The 23816-nt window shown below is 46.1% G+C and carries 37 protein-coding genes; all 37 read right to left on the bottom strand.

Annotated features, from left to right (window positions below; translation table 11 throughout):
- Nucleotides 1-56: 56 nt before the first annotated feature.
- Complete coding sequence (gene rplQ / locus ACHOLT_RS01740; RefSeq protein WP_425805368.1) at nt 57-395, bottom strand: 50S ribosomal protein L17; 339 nt, start codon at nt 393-395, stop codon at nt 57-59.
- Nucleotides 396-420: 25 nt separating this feature from the next.
- Nucleotides 421-1368: a DNA-directed RNA polymerase subunit alpha gene (locus ACHOLT_RS01745; protein ID WP_425805369.1), complete on the bottom strand. Its 948-nt coding sequence runs from the start codon at nt 1366-1368 to the stop codon at nt 421-423.
- Between the two features lie 54 nt (nt 1369-1422).
- Nucleotides 1423-2049 (bottom strand): 30S ribosomal protein S4, encoded by a 627-nt coding sequence (gene rpsD, locus ACHOLT_RS01750; protein ID WP_425805371.1) that lies wholly within the window; start codon nt 2047-2049, stop codon nt 1423-1425.
- Between the two features lie 12 nt (nt 2050-2061).
- Nucleotides 2062-2451 (bottom strand): 30S ribosomal protein S11, encoded by a 390-nt coding sequence (gene rpsK, locus ACHOLT_RS01755; RefSeq protein WP_425805373.1) that lies wholly within the window; start codon nt 2449-2451, stop codon nt 2062-2064.
- A 19-nt stretch (nt 2452-2470) separates the two neighbouring features.
- Nucleotides 2471-2842 (bottom strand): 30S ribosomal protein S13, encoded by a 372-nt coding sequence (gene rpsM, locus ACHOLT_RS01760; protein WP_425805374.1) that lies wholly within the window; start codon nt 2840-2842, stop codon nt 2471-2473.
- Between the two features lie 149 nt (nt 2843-2991).
- Complete coding sequence (gene rpmJ, locus ACHOLT_RS01765; protein WP_425805376.1) at nt 2992-3105, bottom strand: 50S ribosomal protein L36; 114 nt, start codon at nt 3103-3105, stop codon at nt 2992-2994.
- 23 nt (nt 3106-3128) lie between these two features.
- On the bottom strand, nt 3129-3347 hold the full coding sequence (gene infA / locus ACHOLT_RS01770; protein ID WP_425805377.1) for a translation initiation factor IF-1: 219 nt from the start codon (nt 3345-3347) through the stop codon (nt 3129-3131).
- A gap of 32 nt (nt 3348-3379) precedes the next feature.
- Nucleotides 3380-4126: a type I methionyl aminopeptidase gene (gene map / locus ACHOLT_RS01775; protein ID WP_425805378.1), complete on the bottom strand. Its 747-nt coding sequence runs from the start codon at nt 4124-4126 to the stop codon at nt 3380-3382.
- Between the two features lie 6 nt (nt 4127-4132).
- Nucleotides 4133-4774, bottom strand: coding sequence for an adenylate kinase (locus ACHOLT_RS01780; RefSeq protein WP_425805380.1), 642 nt, complete (start codon nt 4772-4774; stop codon nt 4133-4135).
- Nucleotides 4775-4787: 13 nt separating this feature from the next.
- On the bottom strand, nt 4788-6077 hold the full coding sequence (gene secY / locus ACHOLT_RS01785) for a preprotein translocase subunit SecY (protein WP_425805381.1): 1290 nt from the start codon (nt 6075-6077) through the stop codon (nt 4788-4790).
- 1 nt (nt 6078) lies between these two features.
- Nucleotides 6079-6519 carry a 50S ribosomal protein L15 gene (rplO, locus tag ACHOLT_RS01790; RefSeq protein WP_425805383.1) on the bottom strand — a complete coding sequence of 147 codons (441 nt, stop codon included), beginning with the start codon at nt 6517-6519 and terminating at the stop codon, nt 6079-6081.
- Nucleotides 6520-6537: 18 nt separating this feature from the next.
- Nucleotides 6538-6720 (bottom strand): 50S ribosomal protein L30, encoded by a 183-nt coding sequence (gene rpmD / locus ACHOLT_RS01795; protein ID WP_425805385.1) that lies wholly within the window; start codon nt 6718-6720, stop codon nt 6538-6540.
- Between the two features lie 11 nt (nt 6721-6731).
- The gene (rpsE, locus tag ACHOLT_RS01800) at nt 6732-7232 is read right to left on the bottom strand and encodes a 30S ribosomal protein S5 (RefSeq protein WP_425805386.1); all 501 of its coding nucleotides are present in this window, start codon (nt 7230-7232) and stop codon (nt 6732-6734) included.
- 24 nt (nt 7233-7256) lie between these two features.
- Nucleotides 7257-7625, bottom strand: coding sequence for a 50S ribosomal protein L18 (rplR, locus tag ACHOLT_RS01805; protein ID WP_425805388.1), 369 nt, complete (start codon nt 7623-7625; stop codon nt 7257-7259).
- Nucleotides 7626-7675: 50 nt separating this feature from the next.
- Nucleotides 7676-8230 carry a 50S ribosomal protein L6 gene (rplF, locus tag ACHOLT_RS01810; protein ID WP_425805390.1) on the bottom strand — a complete coding sequence of 185 codons (555 nt, stop codon included), beginning with the start codon at nt 8228-8230 and terminating at the stop codon, nt 7676-7678.
- A 24-nt stretch (nt 8231-8254) separates the two neighbouring features.
- Nucleotides 8255-8653: a 30S ribosomal protein S8 gene (rpsH, locus tag ACHOLT_RS01815; protein ID WP_425805392.1), complete on the bottom strand. Its 399-nt coding sequence runs from the start codon at nt 8651-8653 to the stop codon at nt 8255-8257.
- Nucleotides 8654-8680: 27 nt separating this feature from the next.
- On the bottom strand, nt 8681-8866 hold the full coding sequence (locus ACHOLT_RS01820) for a type Z 30S ribosomal protein S14 (RefSeq protein WP_425805394.1): 186 nt from the start codon (nt 8864-8866) through the stop codon (nt 8681-8683).
- 18 nt (nt 8867-8884) lie between these two features.
- Nucleotides 8885-9430 carry a 50S ribosomal protein L5 gene (gene rplE, locus ACHOLT_RS01825; RefSeq protein WP_425805396.1) on the bottom strand — a complete coding sequence of 182 codons (546 nt, stop codon included), beginning with the start codon at nt 9428-9430 and terminating at the stop codon, nt 8885-8887.
- 20 nt (nt 9431-9450) lie between these two features.
- Nucleotides 9451-9789, bottom strand: a complete 339-nt coding sequence (gene rplX, locus ACHOLT_RS01830) for a 50S ribosomal protein L24 (protein WP_425805398.1) — start codon at nt 9787-9789, stop codon at nt 9451-9453.
- A 29-nt stretch (nt 9790-9818) separates the two neighbouring features.
- A complete protein-coding gene (gene rplN, locus ACHOLT_RS01835) occupies nt 9819-10187 on the bottom strand; it encodes a 50S ribosomal protein L14 (RefSeq protein WP_425805400.1) in 369 nt (122 codons plus the stop codon).
- A gap of 35 nt (nt 10188-10222) precedes the next feature.
- Nucleotides 10223-10483 carry a 30S ribosomal protein S17 gene (gene rpsQ / locus ACHOLT_RS01840; RefSeq protein ID WP_425805402.1) on the bottom strand — a complete coding sequence of 87 codons (261 nt, stop codon included), beginning with the start codon at nt 10481-10483 and terminating at the stop codon, nt 10223-10225.
- Nucleotides 10484-10502: 19 nt separating this feature from the next.
- Entirely contained in the window at nt 10503-10706 is a 204-nt protein-coding gene (gene rpmC, locus ACHOLT_RS01845) for a 50S ribosomal protein L29 (protein ID WP_425805404.1), read from the bottom strand.
- Nucleotides 10696-11133, bottom strand: a complete 438-nt coding sequence (rplP, locus tag ACHOLT_RS01850) for a 50S ribosomal protein L16 (RefSeq protein WP_425805406.1) — start codon at nt 11131-11133, stop codon at nt 10696-10698. Before rplP ends, rpmC begins: the two co-directional genes overlap by 11 nt.
- Nucleotides 11134-11793, bottom strand: a complete 660-nt coding sequence (gene rpsC / locus ACHOLT_RS01855; protein WP_425805408.1) for a 30S ribosomal protein S3 — start codon at nt 11791-11793, stop codon at nt 11134-11136. It lies immediately after the preceding gene.
- Between the two features lie 3 nt (nt 11794-11796).
- The gene (rplV, locus tag ACHOLT_RS01860) at nt 11797-12138 is read right to left on the bottom strand and encodes a 50S ribosomal protein L22 (RefSeq protein ID WP_425807846.1); all 342 of its coding nucleotides are present in this window, start codon (nt 12136-12138) and stop codon (nt 11797-11799) included.
- A 16-nt stretch (nt 12139-12154) separates the two neighbouring features.
- Nucleotides 12155-12436 (bottom strand): 30S ribosomal protein S19, encoded by a 282-nt coding sequence (gene rpsS / locus ACHOLT_RS01865; RefSeq protein ID WP_425805410.1) that lies wholly within the window; start codon nt 12434-12436, stop codon nt 12155-12157.
- Between the two features lie 18 nt (nt 12437-12454).
- Complete coding sequence (gene rplB, locus ACHOLT_RS01870) at nt 12455-13282, bottom strand: 50S ribosomal protein L2 (RefSeq protein ID WP_425805412.1); 828 nt, start codon at nt 13280-13282, stop codon at nt 12455-12457.
- 24 nt (nt 13283-13306) lie between these two features.
- Nucleotides 13307-13594 (bottom strand): 50S ribosomal protein L23, encoded by a 288-nt coding sequence (locus ACHOLT_RS01875; protein WP_425805413.1) that lies wholly within the window; start codon nt 13592-13594, stop codon nt 13307-13309.
- Entirely contained in the window at nt 13594-14217 is a 624-nt protein-coding gene (gene rplD, locus ACHOLT_RS01880) for a 50S ribosomal protein L4 (protein WP_425805415.1), read from the bottom strand. Before rplD ends, ACHOLT_RS01875 begins: the two co-directional genes overlap by 1 nt.
- A gap of 24 nt (nt 14218-14241) precedes the next feature.
- A complete protein-coding gene (gene rplC / locus ACHOLT_RS01885) occupies nt 14242-14871 on the bottom strand; it encodes a 50S ribosomal protein L3 (protein WP_425805416.1) in 630 nt (209 codons plus the stop codon).
- Nucleotides 14872-15111: 240 nt separating this feature from the next.
- Nucleotides 15112-15420 carry a 30S ribosomal protein S10 gene (rpsJ, locus tag ACHOLT_RS01890; protein ID WP_425805417.1) on the bottom strand — a complete coding sequence of 103 codons (309 nt, stop codon included), beginning with the start codon at nt 15418-15420 and terminating at the stop codon, nt 15112-15114.
- 202 nt (nt 15421-15622) lie between these two features.
- Nucleotides 15623-16825 carry an elongation factor Tu gene (tuf, locus tag ACHOLT_RS01895; protein WP_425805419.1) on the bottom strand — a complete coding sequence of 401 codons (1203 nt, stop codon included), beginning with the start codon at nt 16823-16825 and terminating at the stop codon, nt 15623-15625.
- Between the two features lie 20 nt (nt 16826-16845).
- On the bottom strand, nt 16846-18930 hold the full coding sequence (gene fusA / locus ACHOLT_RS01900; protein WP_425805420.1) for an elongation factor G: 2085 nt from the start codon (nt 18928-18930) through the stop codon (nt 16846-16848).
- Between the two features lie 56 nt (nt 18931-18986).
- The gene (rpsG, locus tag ACHOLT_RS01905) at nt 18987-19457 is read right to left on the bottom strand and encodes a 30S ribosomal protein S7 (RefSeq protein ID WP_425805421.1); all 471 of its coding nucleotides are present in this window, start codon (nt 19455-19457) and stop codon (nt 18987-18989) included.
- A gap of 43 nt (nt 19458-19500) precedes the next feature.
- Complete coding sequence (gene rpsL, locus ACHOLT_RS01910; protein ID WP_425805423.1) at nt 19501-19926, bottom strand: 30S ribosomal protein S12; 426 nt, start codon at nt 19924-19926, stop codon at nt 19501-19503.
- Nucleotides 19927-20030: 104 nt separating this feature from the next.
- The gene (locus ACHOLT_RS01915) at nt 20031-20282 is read right to left on the bottom strand and encodes a L7Ae/L30e/S12e/Gadd45 family ribosomal protein (RefSeq protein WP_425807847.1); all 252 of its coding nucleotides are present in this window, start codon (nt 20280-20282) and stop codon (nt 20031-20033) included.
- Between the two features lie 96 nt (nt 20283-20378).
- Nucleotides 20379-23816 (bottom strand): DNA-directed RNA polymerase subunit beta', encoded by a 3438-nt coding sequence (gene rpoC / locus ACHOLT_RS01920; protein WP_425805424.1) that lies wholly within the window; start codon nt 23814-23816, stop codon nt 20379-20381.

A 23816-nucleotide genomic window follows, 5' to 3' on the forward strand; every position in this document is an offset into this window, starting at 1 on the left:
ACAATAAAAAAAAAAACCAGGCTGCTCAATTGCAACCTGGTTTTTCCGCAAGTGATTTACACGAGTTCAATAAGTACAAGCTCTGCTGCGTCTCCGCGGCGGAAGCCTGTTTTCATAATCCGAGTATAACCGCCTTGGCGATCTTTATATTTTGGTGCGATCGTTTCAAATAATTTTGTCACGACATCTTCTTCCATCAGATAAGCCATAGCATTACGGCGAGCAGTAAGATCTCCTTGTTTGCCCAGCGTGATCATTTTCTCAGCTATAGCGTTGAGTTCTTTCGCACGAGCTTCAGTTGTTTCAATACGCTCGTATTTGAACAGGGAAGTGGCGAGGTTACGCAGCATAGCACCACGATGGCCCATATTTCTTCCCAACTTACGGTAAGCCAATGATGTTCCCCTCCTTTTGACCGAATTACTCCTCGACTTTGCGGAACCCTAAGCCGAGCTCTTTTAACTTGAATTCCACTTCTTCCAAGGACTTACGGCCCAAGTTACGGACCTTAATCATGTCCTCTTCCGTCTTCAGCGTAAGTTCTTCCACCGTATTGATTCCAGCCCGTTTCAGACAATTATACGAGCGAACCGAAAGATCAAGCTCTTCAATCGTCATCTCGAGAATCTTATCTTTACCTTCTTCTTCTTTCTCCACCATAATCTCAACATTGCTGAGCTTATCCGTGAGACCGATGAAAAGGAGAAGATGTTCGCTTAAGATCTTGGCGGCAAGACTTGTTGCCTCTTCCGGTGAAATACTTCCGTTAGACCATACTTCTAAAGTGAGTTTGTCATAGTCTGTAACCATACCCACCCGAGTGTCTTCAACCGTATAATTCACTTTATAGATCGGTGCGAAAATAGAATCAATCGGGATAATACCGATCGCTTGATCCGGTTTCTTGTTTTTGTCAGCCGAAACGTAACCACGGCCTCTTTCAGCCGTCATCTCCATGTAGAGACGGGCATCCTTATCCAAGGTGGCAATCTTCAAGTCAGGGTTTAGAATTTCGATATCCGCGTCGGTAATAATATCTCCGGCGCGAACGACTCCTTCTCCCTCAGCATCCAGACGCAGAATTTTCAGCTCGTCCGTATAGCCTTTTAAAGCTAAGTTCTTGAGGTTAAGAATGATGTCGGTTACATCTTCCAGAACTCCAGGTACCGTGGCAAATTCATGAAGGACACCTTCAATTTTCACCGAGGTCACTGCAGTCCCCGGAAGAGAGGATAGGAGAATACGGCGTAAGGAATTTCCTAGGGTAATTCCGTATCCCCTCTCCAGAGGCTCGACTACAAATTTAGCATAAGTGTTGTCGTCAGAATGCTCAACGCATTCAATCCTGGGCTTCTCGATTTCTAACATCGGAATGCACCTTCTTTCTCGGGAACTTGATATCAATCTATCCTAAGCTAGAAATTAACGGGAATATTTCTCAACGATGAGGTGTTCTTGGATAGGCAGTTGAATATCTTCTCGAGCAGGCAGTGCAACGACTGTTCCGACAGCAGCATTAGCATCCAAGCTCAGCCATTTCGGAGGAGTGCGATCAAGATTCGTAATAATTTCCTTAATACGAGGAGAGTTCTTGCTGCCTTCTTTTACGGCAATAACATCATTCGTACGAACAAGGAAGGAAGGAATGTCGACTCGACGGCCATTGACCGTGAAATGTCCATGGCGAACAAGTTGACGAGCTTCCGGGCGAGAAGTTGCGAATCCGAATTGGAAAACAACGTTATCAAGACGACGCTCTAAGAGACGGAGAAGGTTTTCACCTGTCATCCCTTTTTGACGAGCGGCTTCATCAAAATAGCTGCGGAATTGCTTTTCAGCAACGCCATAAATGCGACGAACTTTTTGCTTCTCACGAAGCTGAATACCATACTCGGTAGGCTTTTTACCACGGCTTTGACCGTGTTGACCCGGAGCATAAGCACGGCGGTCAATAGCGCATTTACCGGTATAGCAACGATCACCTTTCAGGAAAAGTTTCATTCCTTCCCGACGGCATAAGCGACAAACGGGACCTGTATATCTTGCCATATTGACACCTCCTTATACTCTTCTACGTTTCGGAGGCCGACAACCGTTATGCGGAATCGGCGTCACGTCTTTAATTAGATTGACTTCGAGACCGGCAGCTTGGAGAGCGCGAATAGCAGCCTCACGACCAGCACCAGGTCCTTTAACATAGCATTCTACTTCTTTCATGCCATGTTCCATTGCAGTCTTCGCAGCAGTTTCAGCTGCCATTTGAGCAGCAAACGGCGTGCTTTTACGGGATCCTTTGAAGCCAAGCGCACCTGCGCTGGACCAGGACACTGCGTTCCCTTGGGTATCCGTAATCGTAACCATCGTATTATTAAATGTAGATCTGATATGGGCTACGCCACTATCAATATTCTTCCGTTCGCGGCGTTTTGTGCGAACAACTTTACGGGCCATCTCGGTGATCCCCCCTTAATTATTTTTTGCGTTTTGCGCCAACCGTCTTGATCGGGCCTTTGCGAGTCCGTGCATTCGTTTTCGTGCGTTGTCCTCTGACAGGAAGTCCACGACGATGACGTAATCCACGATAGCAGCCGATTTCCATCAGACGTTTAATATTGAGGGACACATCCCGACGCAGGTCACCTTCAACCTTGAATTCTTTATCAATGACTTCCCGGAGGCGGTTTACTTCCTCTTCGGATAAGTCACGAACACGAGTGTCCGGATTTACGCCGGTCTTTGCGAGAATCTTATGAGAAGTCGGAAGACCGATTCCATAGATATAGGTCAGTCCGATTTCTACACGTTTCTCACGCGGCAAGTCAACTCCAGCGATACGTGCCATCTAAACTTTACACCCCCAAATTGCTGTTTTTTAAAACCATCTATTGTTTATAACCAAACATACAGCAAACTTTTGCTAAAGCGCTCTCCAAGCGCCCTTCTCTGCATTGGATTGATTCCAATCAGCCGCGCGAGGGAAGGACAGTTGAATTAGCCTTGCCTTTGTTTGTGTTTCGGGTTTTCACAGATGACCATGACTTTGCCATGGCGTTTGATAATTTTACATTTTTCACAGATTGTTTTAACAGAAGGCCTTACTTTCACCGTAATCCCCTCCCTTTGGACTTTTACTTAAACCGATATACGATTCTTCCGCGCGATAAGTCATAGGGAGACAGCTCCACAGTAACTCTATCGCCCGGTAAAATTTTGATGAAGTTCATTCGGATCTTTCCGGAGACATGGGCCAATACTTTGTGCCCGTTTGCTAATTCAACGAGAAACATTGCATTGGGCAGCGGCTCCAGAACTTTTCCTTCGACTTCAATAACGTCCTCTTTCGACATGATAACCCTCCTCCGGCACTCAATCGGGTCTCTTAACTCCGAGTCATAATCTCAGGGCCATTTTCCGTAATGGCTATAGTGTGTTCGAAATGGGCAGATGCTTTGCCATCCTTCGTCACAACAGTCCAGTGGTCACGGAGTGACTTCACTTCATACGTTCCCAGGTTGACCATCGGTTCAATAGCCAAACACATCCCGATATCGAGTCGAGGCCCCCGTCCGGGTTTCCCGTAATTGGGGATCTGCGGTTCTTCATGCATGACTCTGCCAATCCCATGGCCCACGTAGTCGCGGACCACAGAAAAACCATTAGTCTCAACATGAGTTTGAATCGCGTGGGAAATGTCATAGAGGCGGTTCCCTTTGAACGCTTGATTTATACCAAGCATCAAAGACTCTTCCGTAACTCGCAATAACCTTTGTAGTTCATCAGAAATTTCGCCTACTGCGAAAGTAATGGCGGAATCGCCAACATAGCCTTCAAAAGTTGCACCGCAATCAATACTGATAATATCTCCAGATTGCAACACCCTTAAACCCGGGAACCCGTGTACAACCTGTTCATTGACTGAAGCGCAGATCGAGTATGGAAAACCATTGTAACCTTTGAATGTAGGAACAGCACCGCATTTACGGATATAATCATCTGCTATTTGGTCCAACTCCTGGGTGGTAATCCCAGGTCGTATTGCTTCCCGCAATACTTGAAGTGTATCTGCAGTAATTTTACCGGCTTTTCGCATGTGTTCCAATTGAGCCTTATTCTTAAGTTCTATCATTATGCTCTACTCCAAAGCAGCCAGAATATCTTCCAGCACTTTGCTGATTTCCTGGTCACCGTTAATCTCTTTGAGTACACCCTTTCCTTGATAATAATCGATCAAGGGTTGGGTTTGACTGTTATAAACATCGAGGCGATTTTTTGCCGTTTCAAGTGTGTCATCACTCCGTTGGTACAGCTCTCCCCCGCATTTATCACATGAACCGGAGTTGCTAGGAGGATTAAATACCATATGGTAGGTTGCACCGCATTGACGGCAAATTCGACGTCCTGTCAGACGTTCGAGAAGCTTAACTTCGTCCACTTCAATATTTATGACTCCATCTAACTTCATATGAAGATCAACAAGAATTTTATCCAAAGCATCAGCCTGAGCGATCGTCCGCGGAAAACCATCAAGCAAAAAACCATTAGTGCAATCTGCTTTGGCTAGTCTTTCAGCAACGATTCCAATCGTTACTTCATCAGGGACCAAGGACCCTGCATCCATGAATTCTTTTGCCTTCAATCCTAAGGATGTTCCGTCTTTAATCGCAGCACGAAACATGTCACCCGTCGAGATATGAGGAATGTGGTATTTTTCGATCAGAACCGCAGCCTGCGTTCCTTTACCCGCACCGGGTGGACCCATGAGTATTGCTCTCATCTTTATGCCCCCCTTACTTCATAAACCCTTGATAATGCCGCTGCATCAGTAAGGATTCCAATTGTTTCATGGTCTCCAAAGCAACGCTGACAACAATCAGGAGTGATGTACCCCCTAGGTAAATGTTCTTAATCCCCGTCAAACCAATGATTAAGCTTGGAAGAACAGCAATCAACGCTAAGAATAATCCTCCGGCTAACGTCAGACGGCTCAGAATCTTACCGAGATAGTCTGAAGTAGCACGGCCTGGACGTAATCCAGGAATAAATCCACCGTATTTTTTGATGTTATCCGCAACCTCAACTGGATTGAAAGTTACTGCGGTGTAGAAATAGGTAAAGAAAATGATCAACATTGCATAGACAATGAGATAAGGTATTGAATAAATGGTACCGTTCATTGTCAGCCAGCGATTAACAAACTGTGCATAGGTAGATGTAGCTGGCATCCAAGTTGCAATCGTACCTGGAAAAGCAAGAAGAGAAATCGCGAAGATGATCGGAATAACCCCGGCCTGGTTGACTTTAAGCGGGATATGGGATGATTGCCCTCCATAAACACGACGTCCAACGACGCGCTTAGCATATTGCACCGGAACACGGCGTTGTCCTTCTTGAATAAAGACGACTCCAGCAATAATTGCAGCACCGATCAGAATTAAGCCAATGACCGAAAATGCATTGATTTCGCCGACATTCAGAAGTCCCCAGATATACTTGAAACCATCAGGAACCCGAGCAACAATCCCAGCAAAGATGATAAGGGATATCCCGTTGCCAATCCCGTTTTCCGTAATACGCTCCCCAATCCACATCAGAAAAGCTGTTCCAGCTGTAAGGATGATCGTAATAAGAAGGTAAATCGGCCATTTAAGACTGGGACTTGGAATAATCAATGCTGCCCGAAGACCAAACGTCAAACCAAAAGCTTGAACAAAGCCAAGAACAACTGTTCCATAACGTGTATACTGGGTAATCTTTTTTCGTCCATACTGTCCTTCCTTCGCTAAGCGCTCTAAAGCCGGAATAACGATCGTAAGGAGCTGAAGAATAATCGAGGCCGTAATGTACGGCGTAATACTTAAGGCAAACACCGTAAACCGCTTAAAGGATCCCCCGGAAAATGTATCCAGGAAATCAAAAATACTTCCCGATCCGATCATATTTTTCAACGTGTTATGATCGATGAACGGAATCGGGATATGGGCCCCGATCCGAAAGATAAGAAACATGAGTAAGGTGTATCCGATTTTTTTCCTGATCTCTGCAACCTTCCAGGCATTCTTCAGAGTATCGACAATCATCTTATTCCACCTCAACTTTTCCGCCAGCAGCAACGATCTTATCAGCCGCAGTTTGGCTGACTTTGTCAACCTTGACGGTAAGAGCCTTGGTCAATTCTCCTGTTCCTAAAATCTTGACACCATCTTTGATCGTCTTAATGAGCCCTATTTCAAAGAGGGTTTCATAATTGACGACAGCGTCGTTTTCAAAACGCTCCAAGTCGCGTACGTTGAGAACAACATACTCTTTCTTGAAAATGTTCGTGAAACCGCGTTTTGGCATCCGACGGGCCAAGGGGATTTGACCGCCTTCAAATCCTGGACGAACGCCACCGCCCGAGCGGGCTTTTTGACCTTTGTGTCCTTTACCGGCAGTCTTCCCGGTTCCGGATCCGATTCCACGTCCCAAACGTTTGGAAACATGAGTCGAACCTTTGGCAGGCTTCAGTTCATGCAATTTCATGCTTGTCAACACCCCCTTTTATTCTGAAATCGTTTCAACCGCAACTAAATGTGCGCATTTACGAACCATACCTTGAATACTCGGGTTGTTCTCATGGACTTTGCTCGAGCCCATTTTCCCTAAACCTAAGCTTTTCAGCACCTTGCGTTGTGCTTCGGAATATCCGATTGGACTTTTTACAAGTGTAACTTTAACTTTCACGGCCAACCCTCCTAACCCAGAATTTCTTCTACGGTTTTACCGCGGAGTTTGGCAACCTCATCTACCCGTTTTAGAGATTTTAAGGCAACCATCGTGGCATTGACCATATTATGTGGGTTTGCAGATCCTAATGATTTTGTAAGAATATCGTGCACACCGGCAGCTTCAAGTACAGAACGCACTGCACCGCCAGCGATAACTCCAGTACCTTTTGCAGCCGGTTTGAGAAGAACGGATCCAGCGCCAAAGTTTCCAAGAATAGCATGCGGGATTGTCGTTCCTGTGAGAGGAACTTGAATCAGGTTTTTCTTCGCATCTTCAATTCCTTTACGAATCGCTTCCGGAACTTCGCCTGCTTTTCCGAGCCCAGCTCCAATAATTCCATGACCGTCTCCAACAACGACCAAAGCACTAAAGCTAAACCGGCGTCCCCCTTTGACAACCTTTGCCACGCGGGCAATGTGAACGACATTTTCAGTCAACTCTAATTTACTCGCATCGATTTTCGCCAATGATTTTCCCTCCTTTACCCTGTCTTAGAAGTTCAGGCCAGCTTCGCGTGCTGCTTCAGCCACAGCTGCAATCCGTCCATGATATAAGTTTCCTCCGCGGTCAAAAACCACATCGGAAATTCCTTTATCCAAAGCTCGTTTTGCGACAAGCGCACCGACTTTGGAAGCTCCTTCGATATTACCGCCAGTTGCGCCAGCCGTTTTAAGCTCAGGATCAAGAGAAGATGCAGCAGCTAAAGTGACACCGAGCTCATCATTGATCACTTGAGCGTAAATATGATTGAGGCTCCGAAATACAGCTAAACGCGGACGTTCTGCAGTACCAAACATGTTTTTCCGGACTCGTTTATGCTTTTTAGCGCGGATTTCTTTACGGTCTACGTGTGTAATCAAGGGAACTCACTCCTTTCATATGGGCAAGAGATTTTGCCCTTGCCTAAGTCTTACTTCTTAGCGCCTTTTTTAGCACCAGTCTTACCAACCTTACGGCGGATAATTTCCCCTTCATACTTGATCCCTTTACCTTTATACGGCTCAGGTTCGCGTTGTGAACGGACGACAGCTGCAAATGCGCCAACGAGTTCCTTATCCATCCCTTTAATCAGGATTTTGTTCGGGGCAGGAACTTCAATTTCTATACCTTCATAAGGAACAAGCTCGACTGGATGGGATTTACCCACGGACAATGCGAGTTTATTTCCTTGTTTTGTTGCACGGTATCCAACACCGACCATTTCAAGGCCTTTGCTGAATCCATTGGTAACTCCTTCAACCATGTTTGCGATTAGGGAGCGAGTTAATCCATGCAATGACCGGCTCAGGGGTTCATCATCCGGCCGGGTTACAACAACTTCTTGATTTTCAACAGCAATGTTGATTTGCGGATGCATTTCTTTCGTCAAAGTTCCCTTAGGTCCTTTAACGGTAACAACATTGCCCTCTATTTTGACGTCGACGCCACTTGGAATCGTAACGGGCTTCTTGCCAATTCTGGACATTCTCTGCACCTCCGTAGTGTATCGTTACCAAATGTAGCAGAGCACTTCTCCGCCAAGCCCATTTTGACGAGCCCGCTTATCGGTCATGATACCTTGGGAGGTGGAGATAATCGCCACGCCCAGGCCACCTAAGACCTTCGGAACCTCATCTTTCTTCGCATAAACGCGGAGTCCTGGACGACTAATGCGTTTCAGGCCTGTGATTACGCGTTCACGGTTTGGGCCATATTTCAGATAACAGCGAAGAAGTCCTTGCTTGTTATCTGCAATGTATTCGAAATCTTTAATGAAACCCTCTTCTTTCAGGATTTCAGCGAGCGCTTTCTTGACGTTTGAAGCAGGTACTTCAACCTTATCATGATAAACCATGCCTGCATTACGAATGCGGGTCAAGAAATCTGCAATCGGATCTGACAATGCCACTAGAGTCTTCCCCCTTTCTTACTGCTCTTACCAGCTGGCCTTTTTGACCCCAGGAAGCTCACCTTTATAAGCAAGTTCCCGGAAGCAAATCCGGCATATTCCGAACTTACGGATATATGCATGGGGACGGCCACAGAGTTTGCAACGATTATGGAAGCGAACGGCATATTTCTGTTCGCCTAAATTACGAACAACCATCGATTTTTTAGCCACGCCCTTGGACCCTCCTTCTTACTTCTCGCGTTGATATGGCATACCAAGCATACCAAGCAATTCGCGAGCTTCCTCATCGGTCTTTGCCGTAGTTACAAACACAATGTCCATACCACGGAGCTTATCGATTTGATCATACTCGATTTCCGGGAAGATGAGCTGCTCTTTAATTCCGAGAGTATAGTTGCCGCGTCCATCAAAGGATTTACCCGATACGCCGCGGAAATCGCGAACACGAGGTAAAGCCACATTCATCAGACGGTCAACAAACTCATACATGCGGTCTCCGCGTAAGGTAACTTTAGTACCGATAGGCATTCCGGCCCGAAGTTTAAAAGCCGCGATGGATTTTTTAGCCCGAGTGACAATCGGCTTTTGTCCTGCAATCTTAGTCAAGTCACTAACCGCTGAGTCAATCGCCTTGGAATTTTGAATTGCTTCGCCGACACCCATATTGATGACCACTTTTTCAAGCTTAGGTGTTTGCATGACGTTTTTATAGTTGAACTTCTGCTGAAGAGCAGGAGCAATTTCTTGAACGTATTTATCTTTCAGACGAGCCACTAAGGTCCCTCCCTTCTGGATTACTGCTTATCCGGCAGGTTTACTCCGCATTTTTTACAAACGCGAACTTTTCCAGCCTCAGTTTCTTTAACGCTGACCCGAGTCACATTATTGCATTCCGGACAAAATAACATAACGTTCGAGCTAGCAATAGGTGCTTCTTTTTCTAAAATGCCACCTTGCGGCATACTTTGGGTCGGCTTGGTATGACGTTTTACAATATTGACTTTTTCAACAACGACACGTCCCTTTTTCGGCAATACTTCGAGGACTTTGCCTTTTTTCCCGGCGTCCTTACCTGTGATCACCATAACCAAGTCGCCTTTTTTAACGTGTATCTTTTGCTTTACAGCAGCCACTTCGTTTCACCTCCATTGGTATGGGGTCATTAGATTACTTCCGGTGCCAGAGAAATGATTTTCATAAAATCTTTATCACGCAACTCGCGGGCCACCGGTCCAAAAATACGAGTTCCGCGCGGACTCTTATCATCCTTAATGATAACAGCAGCGTTTTCGCTAAAACGGATGTACGTACCATCTGGACGTTTTACTTCTTTCGTTGTGCGAACGACAACGGCTTTAACGACATCACCTTTTTTAACAACGCCGCCTGGTGTTGCTTGTTTAACCGAAGCGACAATGACATCTCCGATGGATGCATAACGGCGAAAAGAACCACCAAGCACCCGGATGCACATCAGCTCTTTAGCTCCAGTGTTATCTCCTACTTTGAGCCTTGTTTGAACCTGGATCATCCTGTTGACCCCCTTCCGAATTCAATATGCTTGTCTTAGAGAACAACCGCTTTCTCGGTAATCTCAATGACACGCCAACGTTTATCTTTACTTAGCGGACGAGTCTCCATGATAACAACAGTATCGCCGATATGAGCTTCGTTGTTCTCATCATGAGCTTTGTACTTTTCTGTCCGACGAACAATTCTATGATAAAGCGGGTGGCTTTCGGTAATTTGAACGGCAACAACAACCGTTTTATCCATTTTATCGCTGATGACTTTACCAACCTTAACTTTACGTTGGGCTCTTTCCATGTCAAAAAGCCTCCTTTCCCTAAGCACGGTTAATGTTCAGTTCGCGCTCGCGGAGAATGGTCTTGCCTTTAGCAATCCCTTTCCGAACTTCACGAATCCGCATCGGATTCTCAAGCTGTCCAGTCGCTAGTTGGAAACGCAAATTAAACAGTTCCGTTTTGAGATCATCGATTTGCTTTAGAATCTCGGCCTCAGTCATATCACGGAATTCTTTAGTTTTCATTTGCGTCACCTCCCTCTAATTCATCACGACGCACGACTTTACATCTGATTGGAAGCTTATGCATAGCTAAGCGCAATGCCTCACGTGCGACCTCTTCTTCTATACCAGCGATTTCAAACATAACTCGACCGGGTTTAACGACTGCAACCCAGTATTCCGGAGCTCCTTTACCACTACCCATACGGGTTTCAGCGGGTTTCGCAGTAATCGGCTTATCCGGGAAAATTTTAATCCAAACTTGACCACCCCGTTTAATATAACGAGTCATGGCAATACGGGCAGCTTCAATTTGGCGATTTGTAATCCATGATGCTTCAAGAGCAACCAAGCCATATTCACCAAAGGTAATTTTATTACCACGGGTTGCAACACCATGCATCCGTCCACGGTGCTGTTTACGATGTTTCACTCTGCTTGGGACTAGCATTTATTTTCCTCCTTCCACCTGAGCGACCTTCTTGGCGGGAAGAACCTCTCCTTTATAAATCCATACTTTTACGCCGATTTTACCATAGGTTGTATTTGCTTCTGCAAAACCATAGTCGATATCTGCACGCAATGTATGAAGGGGTACTTTTCCTTCGTTATACCATTCTGTCCGTGCAATTTCAGCGCCGCCTAAACGTCCGCTGCAAGAAATCTTAATTCCTTGAGCACCTTGACGCATTGTACGGCCAACCGTTTGTTTCATTGCACGACGGAAGGAAATACGTTTTTCAAGCTGTTGAGCCACATTCTCTGCAACGAGTTGGGCATCAAGCTCAGGTTTCTTTACTTCGACGATGTTTACCGCGACTTGCTTGCCGGTCAGGTTTTCAAGCTGCTTGCGAAGGTTTTCAACTTCAGCGCCACCACGTCCGATGACAATACCCGGTTTTGCAGCGGAAATCGATACCTTAACGCGGCTAGCAGCACGTTCAATTTCCACCTTCGGTACACCCGCTTGATGAAGCTTTCCTTTAATAAACTTACGGATCTTTAAATCCTCATGAAGGAGATCCGAGTAGTTCTTATCTGCATACCAACGGCCTTCCCAATCGCGGATAACTCCGACTCGGAAGCCTTTGGGATTTACCTTTTGACCCACGGTTTAACCCTCCTTCTTCTCGCCGACAACCACAGTAATATGGCTGGACCGCTTGCGGATTTGGTCAGCCCGTCCCATGGCCCGGGGTTTAATGCGCTTCAAGGTCGGTCCTTGATCAACAAAGATCTCCGTTACAAAAAGTTCGTCAGCGTCTAACTCTAAGTTGTGTTCTGCATTGGCAACAGCCGATTTAAGAACCTTGGTGACAGGCTCAGTAGCACCTTTTGGTGTAAATTGCAGAATAGCAAGAGCATCATTCACTTGTTTGCCCCGAATGAGGTCGACCACTTGGCGCACCTTGCGAGGAGAGATCCGAACATATCTTGCAATCGCTTTAGCTTGCATGTTTTTTAACTCCTCCTTAGCGTAAGCCGCTGGCTTTTTCGCTGCCAGCATGGCCTTTATAGGTGCGTGTAGGAGCAAACTCACCGAGTTTGTGTCCTACCATGTCTTCAGTAATATAAATTGGAACGTGTTTACGTCCATCATGAACCGCAATGGTGTGTCCAACCATTTGCGGAAAAATTGTTGAGCTTCTGGACCAAGTTTTAAGAACACGTTTTTCTCCGGCGGTATTCATTCCTTCCACCCGAGCGAGTAAACGTTCTTCAACATAAGGCCCTTTTTTAAGAGATCTGCTCATTTAATGGCCTCCTTTCGACTACTTACTGCGCCGTTTCACAATGAAGCGGTTAGAAGGATTTTTCTTCTTACGGGTTTTCGCTCCGATTGCCGGTTTACCCCAAGGAGTAACAGGGTTACGTCCGACTGGGTTACGACCTTCACCACCGCCATGTGGGTGATCGCATGGGTTCATAACTGAACCACGAACCGTAGGGCGAATTCCCATCCAGCGAGAACGTCCAGCCTTACCGATATGAATGTTCTCATAATCGAGATTTCCAACTTGACCAATCGTTGCACGGCAATCAATGTGAACCATACGCATTTCGCCGGAAGGTAATCTCAGTGTAGCATAAGCGCCTTCTTTAGCCATGAGCTGCGCAGCGCCGCCCGCTGAGCGAACGAGCTGAGCACCTTTACCCGGTTTCATTTCAATGTTATGAAGCAAGGTACCCACAGGAATATTCTTTATGGGGAGCGCATTACCCACTTTAATATCAGCATCAGGTCCAGAAACAATCATTTGACCCACTTGCAAACCGTTCGGAGCAAGTATATACGTTTTAGCACCATCTAAATAATGCAACAGCGCAATATTTGCTGAACGATTCGGATCATATTCAATCGCTGCAACCTTAGCCGGAACAGTGTCCTTATTCCGTTTGAAGTCAATCACTCGGAACATCCGTTTGTGACCGCCACCCTGGTGGCGAACACTCAGGTGACCTTCATTATTACGACCGCCCTTTTTACGTATTGGCATAAGTAAGGAACGCTCTGGCTCAACTTTTGTAATTTCCTCAAAGGTCGATACTGTCATTTGACGACGACCTGGAGCATACGGTTTAAATCCTTTTACTGGCATGGTTTTCCCTCCTTTGCGTCAAACTTACAGACCTGCAAAGCCTTCAATTCGATCTCCAGCTTTAAGCGTAACAATCGCTTTTTTACGGTCTGGCGTTTTGCCGGTATACCGGCCGACACGCTTCATTTTTCCATGAACATTTATTGTCCGTACGTCCTCAACATGGACCTTAAACATCTTTTCTACCGCGGCTTTGACTTCAATTTTATTGGCAGCCGGGTTAACCCAGAAGGAGTATTTGTTTTCCTCGACCATCCCTACAGATTTCTCAGAAATCACCGGGCGTACGAGAACCTCACGAGCATCGCGCATTACGCTAACACCTCCTCCGTTTTCGCTACCGCAGCTTTTGTCATTACGACAACATCATGTTGCAAGAGATCATAAACATTCATGCCTTCAACCGGTGTTGCTTTTACTCCGCAGATATTACGGGCCGATCTTTCAACTGTATCATTAAGTTCATCAGTCACGATTAAGGCTTTTTTATCCGCCTGAAGTGCTTTAAGCACTTTTACCATTTCGCGTGTTTTTGCTTCATTCAAACTCAAATCTTCCAAAACGATCAATTTCTGCTCGTTAACCTTAGAAGAAAGGGCCGAACGCAAAGCCAGGCGACGGACTTTCTTGGGAAGGGAAAAGCCATAATCACGGGGTTTCGGTCCAAAGAGCACCGCGCCCCCTCTAAATAGCGGCGAACGGATACTGCCCGCACGTGCACGACCCGTTCCTTTTTGCCGCCAAGGTTTACGTCCGCCTCCGCGAACTTCACCCCGAAGCAGGGTCGAATGCGTACCACGTCTTAGGCTGGCCAGTTGTGAAACAACTGCTGAGTGGAGCACATAAGTATTGGGCTCAATCCCAAATACATATTCATTAAGCTCGATTTCTCCGACAGGAGAACCTTGCATGTTAACTACTTGAACCTTCGGCATTGCTTATTCCTCCTTTCTTATAAGTTACTTCGCCTTAACAGAAGGCGTTAGAATGAGCAATCCTTTTTTAGCGCCAGGTACTGCGCCTTTAACGAGGATCATATTTTTATCCGCATCAACCCGGACAATTTGAAGGTTTTGAACCGTAACACGATCTCCGCCCATACGTCCTGGAAGCAAGCGGCCTTTAAATACACGAGCCGGGCCTTTCGCGCCGAGGGAACCGGTACGGCGATGATACTTAGAGCCATGCTTCATTGGTCCGCGATGTCCATTGTGACGCTTAATCATGCCTTGGAAGCCTTTTCCTTTAGAAATTCCAACGACATCCACAGCCTCGCCTGCAGTAAAGACATCAGCTTTGATCTCTTGGCCAACTTCGTAAGCATCCACATTATCAATGCGGAACTCACGAACCCAGCGCAAAGGTTTCAAATTAGCCTTTTGAAAATGTCCTTTTGCCGGCTTATTCGATAATTTTTCCCGCAATTCGTTGAAACCCACTTGAATTGCATTGTAGCCGTCGGTTGCTACTGTTTTCTTCTGAACCACAAAACATGGACCAGCTTCGACCACAGTTACCGGAATCAGTTTGCCTTCTTCGGTAAATACTTGGGTCATTCCGACTTTCTTACCCAAAATTCCATTCGACACGAATGCCACCTCCTGAACACTTTGAAGTGCGCCGGAATAAATTCCAGAGCACGAGAGCGTTCGTTTATTTGGTTATCTATTGCGAGTGAAGTCCGATGCGCAATACCACGCCTCCGGGCGTTTCACATCACAAACATAAATATTATATCATAAACTCTAAAAAAGCGCTACCTTTTTAGGAATTCCAAAAAAAATTTTTTAGAATTCCGAGCGCTTGAAAAGAGCCTATAATCTTTTTCCTTAAAGTTTAATTTCGATATCAACGCCAGCAGGCAAATCTAAACGCATTAAAGCATCCACCGTTTTCGAGGTTGGTTCAAGAATATCGATTAAACGCTTATGAGTGCGCATTTCGAACTGTTCCCGTGAATCTTTGTTGACATGTGGAGAACGGAGGATCGTATAAATATTTTTCTCAGTTGGAAGAGGAATTGGGCCGCTTACGCGTGCTCCTGTTCTTTTTGCTGTATCAACAATTCTCTCTGCGGATTGATCCAGTGTTTTGTGATCATACGCCTTAAGGCGGATACGAATTTTTTCGCTGCTCATTTTATGACCTCCTAAAATTTTTCCGATTAACGGATATGCGGCGCAAAAATTACCCGGTGAGAGCGGAGTCACCTCAGCCGGCAACCTTTTACGTCATGTGAGAGTATTAAAAAGAACGAGTCAGGATGCCGCAGATGATCCTGCGGCATCCCTAGTAAGGCTGACCCAAATTCTGATCTACCTACTCGTTTCATTTGTAATCTTAAGCGTGGATATTGGCAACAACGCCTGATCCAACTGTACGTCCGCCTTCACGGATAGCGAAGCGAAGTCCTTCTTCCATAGCAATTGGTGTGATGAGTTCACAGGAGATCGTTACACGGTCACCAGGCATAACCATTTCAACACCTTCTGGAAGAGTGATAACTCCGGTAACGTCAGTTGTACGGAAGTAGAATTGAGGACGGTAGTTGTTGAAGAAAGGGGTATGACGTCCGCCTTCTTCTTTGCTCAGGATATAAACCTCTCCGCTGAATTTGGTATGAGGTTTAATGCTTCCGGTTTTCGCCAAAACTTGTCCGCGCTCGATTTCTTTACGGTCGATACCACGGAGAAGAGCTCCGATGTTATCACCAGCAACAGCTTGATCGAGGAGTTTACGGAACATTTCAACACCTGTAACAACCGTTTTCTTAGGAGCATCTGTTAAACCAACGATTTCAACTTCATCACCGACTTTAACAGAACCACGCTCAACACGACCTGTAGCAACAGTACCACGACCGGTAATCGTGAATACGTCTTCGACAGGCATGAGGAACGGCTTGTCAGTAGCACGTTCTGGAGTTGGGATATAAGAATCCACAGCATCCATTAGGTTCCAGATCTTGCCGCACCATTCACAGTCGCGTTTTCCGCAGCCGCATTGGAGAGCTTTAAGGCCGGAACCAGGAATGATCGGAATGTCGTCGCCAGGGAATTCATATTCGTTTAAGAGTTCACGAATTTCCATTTCGACGAGTTCCATTAATTCAGGATCATCAACCATGTCAGCTTTGTTAAGCCATACAACGATGTATTTAACACCAACCTGACGAGCAAGCAGGATATGCTCACGAGTTTGAGGCATTGGACCGTCAGCAGCAGATACAACGAGGATCGCACCGTCCATTTGAGCAGCACCGGTGATCATGTTTTTAACATAGTCAGCGTGCCCTGGGCAGTCAACGTGTGCATAGTGGCGGTTTTCGGTTTCATATTCAACGTGTGCGGTTGAGATCGTGATTCCGCGTTCACGCTCTTCTGGAGCTTTGTCGATTTGGTCGAAAGCGGTAGCAATAGCTCCACCTGATTTTGAAAGAACAGTTGTGATAGCAGCGGTTGTCGTAGTTTTACCATGGTCAACGTGACCGATGGTACCAACGTTAACGTGGGGTTTTGTACGTTCGTACTTTTGCTTTGCCATTAGATTTTCACTCCTTAATATTATTCTTTAGACCCAGTTCGCTTGGCAATAATGCCTTCAGCGATGTTTTTGGGTACTTCTTCAAAGTGATCCATCATCATAACGTAGACACCACGGCCCTGAGTACGGGAACGAAGGTCTGTTGCGTAACCGAACATTTCACTGAGCGGTACGAATCCACGAACCACTTGTGCTCCGGAACGAGCTTCCATACCTTCAATTCGTCCACGACGGGAGTTCATGTCACCAATGACATCACCCATATACTCTTCAGGTACTGTGACTTCAACCTTCATGACGGGTTCAAGAATTGCCGGATCAGCTTTTAGCGCACCTGCTTTAAAGGCCATGGAACCCGCAATCTTAAAGGCCATTTCAGAGGAGTCTACATCATGGTAAGATCCATCATAAACGGTAGCACGTATATCAACTACGGGATATCCGGCCAGAATACCATTCTGCATGGCTTCTTCGATACCAGCACCAATCGGGTTAATATACTCTTTCGGGATTACGCCACCGACGACCTTATTGACGAACTCAAAACCGGTCCCCGGTTCAAGGGGTTCGAGTTCAACCCAGCAGTGTCCATATTGTCCACGTCCACCAGATTGACGAACGAACTTACCTTCAGATTTAACTGTGCGGCGTATCGTTTCCTTATAAGCAACTTGGGGACGACCTACGTTACATTCAACTTTGAACTCTCTTTGCATCCGGTCAACGATAATCTCGAGGTGTAATTCACCCATTCCTTCAATAATCGTCTGTCCGGTCTCAGTATCCGTATGCATTTTGAAGGTTGGATCTTCTTCCGCCAAGCGAGCTAAAGCTCCACCCATTTTTTCCTGATCTGCCTTTGTTTTCGGCTCAATTGCAACCGAAATAACAGGATCAGGGAACACCATGGATTCTAAGATAATTGAGTTCTTTTCATCACACAGGGTATCCCCTGTCGTTGTGTCTTTGAGTCCAACAGCAGCTGCGATATCTCCAGAGTAAACTTCTTGGATTTCTTCACGGTGGTTCGCATGCATTAAGAGAATCCGACCGATCCGTTCGCGTTTGCCTTTCGTGGAGTTATAGACATAAGAACCTGATGCAAGAACTCCCGAGTATACCCGGAAAAATGCCAATTTACCCACATAAGGGTCAGCCATGATCTTAAAGGCCAAGGCGGAGAAGGGTTCTGAGTCATCCGCTTTACGATGATCTTCTTCACCTGTCTCCGGATGTACACCTTTAATAGCAGGTACATCAAGCGGGGAGGGCATATAATCAACAACCGCATCTAAAAGCGGTTGAACCCCTTTATTCTTGAACGAAGAACCGCAGAGTACCGGAACAAATTTTAGAGCAATTGTTCCTTTGCGAAGTCCTTCACGGATTTCCGCCTCTGTTAATTCTTCACCTTCGAGATATTTCATCATGAGCTCTTCACTCGTATCGGCAACTGCCTCAATAAGTTTCTCACGATATTCATTGGCTATTTCGACCAAGTCTCCGGGGATACCGGTGTGTTCGCTGGTCGTACCTAAATCGTCAGTATATACTAACGCTTCCATCTTAACCAAATCCACGAGTCCTACAAAATTTTCTTCTGAACCAATCGGGATTTGAATCGGAACCGGGTTCGAACCCAACCGATCAGCAATCATTGATACTGCCCGAAAATAATCGGCGCCCATGCGGTCCATTTTGTTGATGTAGGCAATACGAGGTACCCCATATTTATCTGCTTGCCGCCAAACTGTCTCAGATTGAGGTTCTACCCCAGCGACTGAGTCAAAGACTGCTACTGTCCCATCAAGTACACGGAGTGAACGTTCGACCTCAACGGTGAAGTCCACGTGCCCTGGTGTATCGATAATGTTAATTCGGTGATCTTTCCAGTGTGCGGTTGTTGCAGCAGAGGTAATCGTGATTCCGCGCTCCTGTTCCTGAACCATCCAGTCCATCGTAGCCGCGCCATCATGAACTTCCCCGATTTTATGCACACGACCTGTATAGAAAAGAATACGTTCGGTCGTCGTTGTTTTACCCGCATCAATGTGCGCCATGATACCGATATTCCGGGTTTTCTCTAATGAAAATTGCCTTGCCACTGATAATCCCCCTTTCTGCCGTAGTTATTCCCACTGTTAGCTTGAATAAAACATCATTACCAGCGGAAATGTGCAAATGCCTTATTAGCTTCAGCCATTTTATGCGTATCTTCTTTCTTCTTAACAGAACCGCCTGTATTATTCGCTGCGTCCATCAGTTCTCCGGCAATCTTCTCTTCCATGGTCTTTTCACTGCGCTTGCGAGCATAACCCACAATCCAGCGAAGGCCTAGGGTTTGACGACGCTCCGGGCGAACTTCGATCGGAACTTGGTAGTTAGCACCACCAACGCGGCGTGCTTTAACTTCGAGCACAGGCATCGCATTCTTTAGAGCCGTTTCAAAGACCTCAATCGGGTCTTTTCCGGTCTTTTCGCGAATCACTTCAAATGCATTATAACAAATCGCTTCTGCAGTTCCTTTTTTGCCGTCCAGCATGATTTGATTAACAAACTTTGTGACAGTACGGTTTTTATAAATAGGATCGGGCAGAACTTCACGTTTTGCGATATATCCCTTACGTGGCAATTCATTTCCCCCCTTTATCCAAAATTTTAATTAATTAGTTCAATTACTTAGCGGCTTTTTTCGGACGCTTAGCTCCATATTTGGAACGGGCTTGCATCCGTTTTTGCACGCCTGTGGTATCGAGTGCACCACGAACAATATGGTAACGAACACCTGGCAGGTCCTTAACACGGCCTCCACGGACAAGAACAACGGAGTGCTCCTGTAGATTGTGTCCGATTCCCGGAATATAAGAGGTAACCTCAATCCCGTTTGTCAAACGTACACGAGCTACTTTACGAAGAGCCGAGTTAGGCTTTTTCGGTGTAGTCGTATAAACTCTAGTACATACTCCGCGTTTTTGTGGTGAACCACCTGAGGGAAACTGCTTGCGTTTTAAAGAGTTCAAGCCCCATTGCAAAGCAGGAGCTGTTGATTTCTTTGTCAACTTCGCGCGTCCTTGACGGATTAATTGGTTAATCGTCGGCATTTTTTAACCTCCTTCCTCAGCAAAAACAATATCAAAGGAATTGCTTGCCACAGCATCTGGCAAGCAATTCCCAAAAATAACATAGGAACTACCTCGTGCCGGAATTACTCCACGATTAAGGCTGCCACCGCGGTGCCTACTTCGATACCGCACGCCTTTCCCAGCTCTTCCATAGTTGGAATCTCAATCATTTGAACTTCCCGAGCACGACAAGCTTCGATAATCGGGCGCAGGACATGATGTTCAGCATCTTTCGCAAGAAATACCTGGCGCACAATTCCTTTTTCCAAGGCGCGTTGGGTTTGTTTGATCCCAACAGTCTTGTGTTTTGAATTTTTAAAGGTTTCATCAAGCATCAAAAATGCTTTCCTCCTCATTTAATGACCTATTTATTGAATGCCATTAAATTTCACTATGATATTTTAGCACCCAAGATTTCACGTGTCAAGATTTCAAATTTCTTCCGATTCGATAATCTTAACATTGCGGTAACGTGACATCCCGGTTCCTGCAGGAATCAATTTACCAATGATCACGTTCTCTTTTAAGCCCAGCAGCGGGTCGACCTTTCCTTTAATGGCGGCCTCTGTTAGGACACGGGTCGTCTCTTGGAAAGAAGCCGCTGAGAGGAAGGAATCGGTAGCAAGAGAAGCTTTCGTGATTCCGAGGAGAACCGGGCGAGCCACTGCAGGCTCACCGCCGGCAGTAATTGCTTTGGCATTCTCTTCTTCAAATTCAAAGACATCAATTAAAGCACCGGGTAAGAGATTGGTATCTCCGCCTTCTTCGATTTTAACTTTACGCAGCATTTGGCGAACCATAACCTCAATGTGTTTATCGTTAATATCAACACCCTGCAGGCGGTAAACGCGTTGAACTTCACCGACAAGGTAGACTTGAACACCGCGTATTCCTTTAACCTTCAGCATGTCGTGTGGATTAATGCTTCCTTCAGTCAGCTCATCGCCAGCCTCAATCAGATCACCGTCGTGGACTTTAAGACGAGATCCATAAGGAATCGAATAGGTGGCACGTTCATCATGCTCACCGACAACCTCAACTTCACGACGCCCTTTAACTTCGCTCAGTGTAACCTTACCGCCAATTTCAGAGATTATCGCTTGGCCTTTTGGCTTACGGGCTTCAAACAATTCTTCTACCCGCGGCAAACCTTGCGTAATGTCATCACCCGCAACTCCTCCCGTATGGAAGGTACGCATGGTCAACTGAGTTCCAGGTTCACCAATAGATTGCGCTGCAATAATACCGACAGCTTCTCCCATTTCAACAGGACGTCCGGTCGCAAGATTCCGTCCATAACATTTGCGGCAAACCCCATGACGGCTCTTACAGGTCAATACAGAACGAATCTTGAGCTGATCATAGGATTTAGCAATTTCCTTAGCCTGGTCCTCGGTGATCTCATGATCCGTTGTCGCCAGAATCTCACCGGTTTTAGGATCCTTCACATCCTCGAGCACAAAACGGCCCACTAAACGCTCTTCTAATTTTTCAATAACTTCAGGACCATCTTTAATATCGTCAACGAGAATTCCCTGAGTTGTTCCGCAGTCCTCCTCGCGAACAATGACATCCTGAGAAACATCAACTAGGCGGCGTGTTAAATATCCAGAGTCGGCCGTCCGCAGAGCCGTATCTGCCAAACCTTTACGCGCACCGTGAGACGAAATGAAGTATTCCAAAACGGTAAGTCCTTCACGGAAGTTCGCTTTAATCGGCAGCTCAATCGTTCGTCCAGACGGGTCAGCCATAAGTCCGCGCATTCCGGCAAGCTGACGAAGCTGTTGAATATTACCGCGGGCTCCGGATGTAGCCATCATATAAATTGGATTGTAATGGTCGAGAGTATCCATCAGAGACTTAGTGACATCATCTGTAGCATGCGTCCAGATATCAATAACCTTCCCATAGCGTTCTTCATCAGTGATAAGACCGCGGCGATATTGCTGCTCAGTTTTAGCAACTTGGTTATCCGCATCCGAAAGAATTTGCTTTTTCTCTTCAGGAACTGTGATATCTGCCAAACCAACCGTCATACCTGCCTTTGTCGAGTATTTAAAGCCTAAACTTTTAATACCGTCAAGCAAGTCAGCCGTTGCCTGATAGCCACAGAGACGATAGGATTTAGCAACAATGTTGTTCAGCTGCTTCTTCCCTTGAACCTCGTTGATATACCCTACTTCATCGGGAATCACGGAATTAAAGATCAATCGGCCTACTGTTGTTTCCAGAAGAGATCCGTCTTCTTTGCGAACCTTGATAAAGGCCTGAAGGTTAACTTCTTTAGCTTCATAGGCAAGCTCTGCCTCGTCCATATCTTTAAAGATTTTCCCTTCACCCAAAGCTCCCGGACGTTCCATCGTCAGATAGTAAGAACCGAGAACCATATCCTGAGTCGGAGAAGCAACTGGGCGGCCATCCTTAGGATTTAGGATATTATGGGCTGACAGCATCAAAATCCGAGCTTCAGCCTGAGCCTCTGCCGAAAGAGGGACGTGCACAGCCATTTGGTCTCCGTCGAAGTCCGCGTTATACGCCGTACATACTAAAGGATGAATTTGCAATGCTCGGCCTTCAACAAGAATGGGTTCAAAGGCTTGAATCCCTAAACGGTGCAAGGTTGGTGCACGATTGAGAAGAACTGGATGTTCAGTAATTACCTCTTCCAAAACATCCCATACTTCTGGGCGAACACGTTCAACCATGCGTTTAGCGCTTTTAATATTATGAGCATGCCCTTCATTCACAAGTTTTTTCATAACAAAGGGTTTAAAGAGTTCGAGGGCCATTTCCTTAGGAAGACCACATTGATGCATCCGAAGGTTAGGACCAACGACGATAACTGAACGTCCTGAATAGTCAACCCGTTTTCCCAGCAAGTTTTGACGGAAACGGCCTTGTTTTCCTTTAAGCATATCGCTTAAGGATTTCAAAGGGCGGTTACCCGGTCCGGTAACTGGCCGGCCGCGGCGTCCATTATCAATCAAGGCATCGACTGCTTCTTGAAGCATCCGTTTTTCATTGCGCACAATGATGTCTGGTGCACCTAAGTCAAGAAGCCGTTTTAAGCGGTTATTCCGGTTGATCACACGACGATAAAGGTCATTTAAGTCGGAAGTTGCAAACCGTCCCCCATCCAACTGAACCATCGGGCGGAGCTCCGGCGGAATAACGGGGACAACGTCCATGATCATCCATTCAGGGCTGTTCCCAGAAACCTTAAATGCTTCGACAACTTCGAGACGGCGAATCGCACGAACTCGGCGTTGTCCGGAGACTTCTTTTAATTCAGTGCGAAGTTCTTCATAAAGCGTGTCTAAATCCATTTCTTCAAGGAGTATTTTAATGGATTCAGCACCCATGCCTGCTTCGAACCGATTCCCATATTTATCGCGATATTCACGGTATTCTGTTTCTGTAAGAAGCTGTTTTTTGATTAAGGAGGTATCCCCGGCATCAGTTACAATATATGAAACAAAATACAGCACCTTCTCCAAGGAACGGGGAGACATATCTAAAAGAAGCCCCATCCGGCTTGGAATCCCTTTAAAATACCAAATATGAGATACTGGTGCAGCTAATTCAATATGTCCCATCCGCTCCCGGCGTACTTTAGAACGTGTAACTTCAACACCGCAGCGATCGCAGACAATACCTTTATAACGAACCCGCTTATATTTTCCGCAATGACATTCCCAATCTCGGGTTGGTCCAAAGATCTTTTCACAGAATAAACCTTCCCGTTCAGGCTTTAAAGTACGATAGTTAATGGTTTCCGGTTTTTTTACTTCTCCATGCGACCAAGCACGGATCATTTCCGGAGAAGCCAGGCCAATACGCATCCGATCAAAGTTATTGACGTCTAGCAA

This window comes from Desulfitobacterium nosdiversum, from assembly GCF_049860565.1.
GTDB classification, from domain to species: Bacteria; Bacillota; Desulfitobacteriia; order Desulfitobacteriales; family Desulfitobacteriaceae; genus Desulfitobacterium_A; species Desulfitobacterium_A nosdiversum.